Consider the following 5,963-nt stretch of genomic DNA (forward strand, 5'->3'; position numbering starts at 1 on the left):
TTTTTTCTAATTTTTTCTTTCACCAAAAGCAAAAACCCCCAAGCGCGGAGCTTGGGGGTTTCTGGGAATAAAAGCTTGACGATGACCTACTTTCACAGGCGTAAACCAACTATCATCGGCGCGAAGGCGTTTCACTGTCCTGTTCGGGATGGGAAGGAGTGGGGCCACCTTGCTATGGTCGTCAAGCGTAACTGTTTTGGCAGGCTGACTGAGTCAGCGAGCCGAATCTGGTAGAAGCACATGATTGTACACGGATATGATTGTTGTCGGCGCTGCTGACGGAGCAGCGCCGGGGTATTACTTTGTTTTGAACGACATGTCGCCATAACTTGCAGAGTTATAGGATCAAGCCGCACGGGCAATTAGTACTGGTTAGCTTAACGCATTACTGCGCTTCCACACCCAGCCTATCAACGTCCTGGTCTCGAACGACCCTTCAGGGGAATCTAGTTCCCAGGGAAATCTAATCTTCAGACGAGTTTCCCGCTTAGATGCCTTCAGCGGTTATCTCTTCCGTACTTAGCTACCCGGCGATGCCATTGGCATGACAACCGGTACACCAGAGGTACGTCCACTCCGGTCCTCTCGTACTAGGAGCAGGCTCCGTCAAATTTCCAACGCCCACGGCAGATAGGGACCAAACTGTCTCACGACGTTTTAAACCCAACTCACGTACCACTTTAAATGGCGAACAGCCATACCCTTGGGACCGACTACAGCCCCAGGATGTGATGAGTCGACATCGAGGTGCCAAACACCGCCGTCGATATGAACTCTTGGGCGGTATCAGCCTGTTATCCCCAGAGTACCTTTTATCCGTTGAGCGATGGCCCTTCCATACAGAACCACCGGATCACTATGACCTGCTTTCGCACCTGTTCGACTTGTCAGTCTCACAGTCAAGCACGCTTATGCCATTGCACTATCAGCACGATTTCCGACCGTACCTAGCGTACCTTCGTACTCCTCCGTTACACTTTAGGAGGAGACCGCCCCAGTCAAACTGCCTACCATGCACGGTCCCCGACCCGGATAACGGGCCTAGGTTAGAACCGCAAACAAACCAGGGTGGTATTTCAAGGTTGGCTCCACAGAATCTAGCGACTCTGTTTCAACGCCTCCCACCTATCCTACACAGATCGGTTCACAGTCCAATGCAAAGCTACAGTAAAGGTTCATGGGGTCTTTCCGTCTAGCCGCGGGTAGATTGCATCATCACAACCACTTCAACTTCGCTGAGTCTCGGGAGGAGACAGTGTGGCCATCGTTACGCCATTCGTGCAGGTCGGAACTTACCCGACAAGGAATTTCGCTACCTTAGGACCGTTATAGTTACGGCCGCCGTTTACCGGGGCTTCGATCAAGAGCTTGCACCCCATCACTTAACCTTCCGGCACCGGGCAGGCGTCACACCCTATACGTCCACTTTCGTGTTTGCAGAGTGCTATGTTTTTAATAAACAGTCGCAGCCACCGATTCTCTGAGACCTCTTCATGCTCCGAGCGCAGGCTCTTCACACTAATGAGGCATACCTTATCCCGAAGTTACGGTATCAATTTGCCGAGTTCCTTCTCCCGAGTTCTCTCAAGCGCCTTGGAATATTCATCCCGTCCACCTGTGTCGGTTTGCGGTACGGTCGCGTACAGCTGAAGCTTAGAGGCTTTTCTTGGAACCACTTCCAATCACTTCGCGAGACATGCTCGCTCGTCCCACACCCTTGAATCACGCGCCCGGATTTGCCTAAGCGCCTTCTCTAGTGCAGCAACAGGGACTTCCAACACCCTGATGATCTTCCGCAATTCGTCCCCCCATCGCACTGTACGACGGTGCTGGAATATTAACCAGCTTCCCATCAGCTACGCATCTCTGCCTCGCCTTAGGGGCCGACTCACCCTGCGCCGATGAACGTTGCGCAGGAAACCTTGGACTTACGGCGAGGGGGCTTTTCACCCCCTTTATCGCTACTCATGTCAGCATTCGCACTTCTGATACCTCCAGCAACCCTTACGAGTCACCTTCGCAGGCTTACAGAACGCTCTCCTACCGCGCATATCAAAGATATGCACCCGCAGCTTCGGTTTATCGCTTAGCCCCGTTACATCTTCCGCGCAGGACGACTCGATCAGTGAGCTATTACGCTTTCTTTAAAGGATGGCTGCTTCTAAGCCAACCTCCTGACTGTCTATGCCTTCCCACTTCGTTTCCCACTTAGCGATAATTCGGGACCTTAGCTGGCGGTCTGGGTTGTTTCCCTCTTGAGTCCGGACGTTAGCACCCGGTGCTCTGTCTCCCACGCTGTACTTGCCGGTATTCGGAGTTTGCAATGGTTTGGTAAGTCGCTGTGACCCCCTAGCCATAACAGTGCTCTACCCCCGGCAGTAATACGTGAGGCACTACCTAAATAGTTTTCGGAGAGAACCAGCTATCTCCAGGTTTGTTTAGCCTTTCACCCCTATCCACAGTTCATCCCCTAATTTTTCAACATTAGTGGGTTCGGTCCTCCAGCACGTGTTACCGTGCCTTCAACCTGACCATGGATAGATCACCTGGTTTCGGGTCTACACCCAGCGACTGGACGCCCTATTCGGACTCGCTTTCGCTACGCCTCCCCTATTCGGTTAAGCTTGCCACTGAATGTAAGTCGCTGACCCATTATACAAAAGGTACGCAGTCACCCCACAAGGAGGCTCCTACTGTTTGTATGCATACGGTTTCAGGATCTATTTCACTCCCCTTCCGGGGTTCTTTTCGCCTTTCCCTCACGGTACTGGTTCACTATCGGTCGATCACGAGTATTTAGCCTTGGAGGATGGTCCCCCCATCTTCGAACAGGATTTCACGTGTCCCGCCCTACTTTTCTCATGCTTAGTTCCACTATCGATATTTCGTGTACGGGGCTATCACCCGCTATGGCCGGAGTTTCCAATCCGTTCCACTATATCAATAGCTAAATCATGAAGGCTCTTCCGATTTCGCTCGCCGCTACTTTCGGAATCTCGGTTGATTTCTTTTCCTCGAGCTACTGAGATGTTTCAGTTCACCCGGTTCGCTTCACACACCTATGTATTCAGTGTGAGATACTGCCTAAGCAGTGGGTTTCCCCATTCGGAAATCTGCGGATCAAAGCTCGTTTGCCAGCTCCCCGCAGCTTATCGCAAGCTACTACGTCCTTCATCGCCTGTGATCGCCAAGGCATCCACCATATGCACTTATTCGCTTGATCCTATAACTCTACGAGCTATAGAAAATCTGAGTTTTGCGTTGTGCCGTTCATAAGTCTTCAAAGCGCCGTATCTTTCAATACGACTTCTTGAGTTTGAACTATTATGCAATCACAACCCGTGTACTAACTTCAATCAGAATTAACTGACTTCCATTAATCACTTCGTTGTGCTTCTTCCAGATTGTTAAAGAACAAACAGCCGTTGAGAATAATCTCAACTGTCAGCACTCAATGAGCACTCACAGTTGAACTCTCGATAAGCCGGTATAACCGGGTACTAAAAATCGTTGGTGGAGGATGACGGGATCGAACCGACGACCCCCTGCTTGCAAAGCAGGTGCTCTCCCAGCTGAGCTAATCCCCCAATTACCAGGTAATCGTGGTGGGTCTGGTTGGATTCGAACCAACGACCCCCGCCTTATCAAGACGGTGCTCTAACCAACTGAGCTACAGACCCTACACTCCAGATCAGTAGTTACGATCGCAAAAACAGGGAGGAACCCCTCTTCCTGCTCTCTAAACCGACCCAGTTACAACAACCGATAAGCGTGAACGCTTGAATTGAATGCTTGCTCTTAAAGGAGGTGATCCAGCCGCACCTTCCGATACGGCTACCTTGTTACGACTTCACCCCAGTCATGAATCCCACCGTGGTAAGCGCCCTCCTTACGGTTAGGCTACCTACTTCTGGTGAAACCCACTCCCATGGTGTGACGGGCGGTGTGTACAAGACCCGGGAACGTATTCACCGCGACATGCTGATCCGCGATTACTAGCGATTCCGACTTCATGTAGTCGAGTTGCAGACTACAATCCGGACTACGATCGGGTTTCTGGGATTGGCTCCCCCTCGCGGGTTGGCGACCCTCTGTCCCGACCATTGTATGACGTGTGAAGCCCTACCCATAAGGGCCATGAGGACTTGACGTCATCCCCACCTTCCTCCGGTTTGTCACCGGCAGTCTCATTAGAGTGCCCTTTCGTAGCAACTAATGACAAGGGTTGCGCTCGTTGCGGGACTTAACCCAACATCTCACGACACGAGCTGACGACAGCCATGCAGCACCTGTGTTCCGGTTCTCTTGCGAGCACTCCTCTATCTCTAAAGGATTCCAGACATGTCAAGGGTAGGTAAGGTTTTTCGCGTTGCATCGAATTAATCCACATCATCCACCGCTTGTGCGGGTCCCCGTCAATTCCTTTGAGTTTTAATCTTGCGACCGTACTCCCCAGGCGGTCAACTTCACGCGTTAGCTGCGCTACTAAGGCCCGAAGGCCCCAACAGCTAGTTGACATCGTTTAGGGCGTGGACTACCAGGGTATCTAATCCTGTTTGCTACCCACGCTTTCGTACATGAGCGTCAGTGTTATCCCAGGGGGCTGCCTTCGCCATCGGTGTTCCTCCGCATCTCTACGCATTTCACTGCTACACGCGGAATTCCACCCCCCTCTGACACACTCTAGTCCGGTAGTTAAAAATGCAGTTCCAAAGTTGAGCTCTGGGATTTCACATCTTTCTTTCCGAACCGCCTGCGCACGCTTTACGCCCAGTAATTCCGATTAACGCTTGCACCCTACGTATTACCGCGGCTGCTGGCACGTAGTTAGCCGGTGCTTATTCTTCAGGTACCGTCATTCGCGACAAGTATTATTCATCGCTGTTTCTTCCCTGACAAAAGTGCTTTACAACCCGAAGGCCTTCATCACACACGCGGAATGGCTGGATCAGGCTTTCGCCCATTGTCCAAAATTCCCCACTGCTGCCTCCCGTAGGAGTCTGGGCCGTGTCTCAGTCCCAGTGTGGCTGGTCGTCCTCTCAAACCAGCTACGGATCGTCGCCTTGGTGAGCCTTTACCCCACCAACTAGCTAATCCGATATCGGCCACTCCAATAGTGAGAGGTCCTAAGATCCCCCCCTTTCCCCCGTAGGGCGTATGCGGTATTAGCCACTCTTTCGAGTAGTTATCCCCCGCTACTGGGTATGTTCCGATACATTACTCACCCGTTCGCCACTCGCCACCAGAGAGCAAGCTCTCCGTGCTGCCGTTCGACTTGCATGTGTAAAGCATTCCGCTAGCGTTCAATCTGAGCCAGGATCAAACTCTTCAGTTCAATCTCTGTGTTTTTACGCTCCATCCGAAGACAGAACGTCGCTACTCAAAGGAAGTGAGGTTTATAAAAACCTTACTTCATTCAGTGAGCACTTGATTTGTTTAGCAGCACAATCCAGCGAACCGGACCGTACTTTGCATTCGCATCAAGCGCCCACACTTATCGGCTGTTTAGTTGTTAAAGAGCGTAATTCTGTACCGCCTTCCTCCACCGCCCCAACGCCGAAGCGTTGTCACCAGCAGAGAAACGAGATTATGAAGCAGTTTTTTCAACTTGTCAAATCAGCGTTTCAAACCTCAAAACAACCAACCGACCTTCACACCTCCTTCGCTACCCACATCAGGGTTTCCCCTAACCGTTCAGCGAAGCCCTGAACTATAACCCGTCGTTTGAAGTTTGGCAAGTCGTTGTTTGCAACCGCCGGAACCAATTTCTTAGCCCCTTCCGGGTTTTCCCGGATCACCCTCAAACTCGAGGAGCGAAACTATAACACCTTTTCACTCTTCAGGTACCGCATCCGGCATATTTATTTCAAACCTCAAAACAAACCTGCCAAATCCCTTCACATCCCCAACTACCACCTGGGCGTTTGCCTCAAGGTCTGGTTCGTCTGAACTGCGAAGGAGCG

At 51.5% G+C, this 5,963-nt stretch carries 2 tRNA genes and 3 rRNA genes; all 5 read right to left on the reverse strand.

What is annotated here, in order from left to right:
- Positions 1-73: 73 nt before the first annotated feature.
- A 5S ribosomal RNA gene (gene rrf, locus DD235_RS16610) occupies positions 74-186 on the reverse strand.
- Positions 187-341: 155 nt separating this feature from the next.
- Positions 342-3,223, reverse strand: a 23S ribosomal RNA gene (locus tag DD235_RS16615).
- Positions 3,224-3,511: 288 nt separating this feature from the next.
- Positions 3,512-3,587, reverse strand: a tRNA-Ala gene (locus tag DD235_RS16620).
- A 16-nt stretch (positions 3,588-3,603) separates the two neighbouring features.
- Positions 3,604-3,680: transfer RNA gene (locus DD235_RS16625), tRNA-Ile, on the reverse strand.
- A 120-nt stretch (positions 3,681-3,800) separates the two neighbouring features.
- A 16S ribosomal RNA gene (locus DD235_RS16630) occupies positions 3,801-5,335 on the reverse strand.
- Together the 16S, 23S and 5S rRNA genes with 2 tRNA genes alongside form the textbook arrangement of a ribosomal RNA operon.
- Positions 5,336-5,963 lie beyond the last annotated feature (628 nt).

The sequence above is a fragment of the Corticimicrobacter populi genome, assembly GCF_003123725.1.
Classification (GTDB): domain Bacteria; phylum Pseudomonadota; class Gammaproteobacteria; order Burkholderiales; family Burkholderiaceae_B; genus Corticimicrobacter; species Corticimicrobacter populi.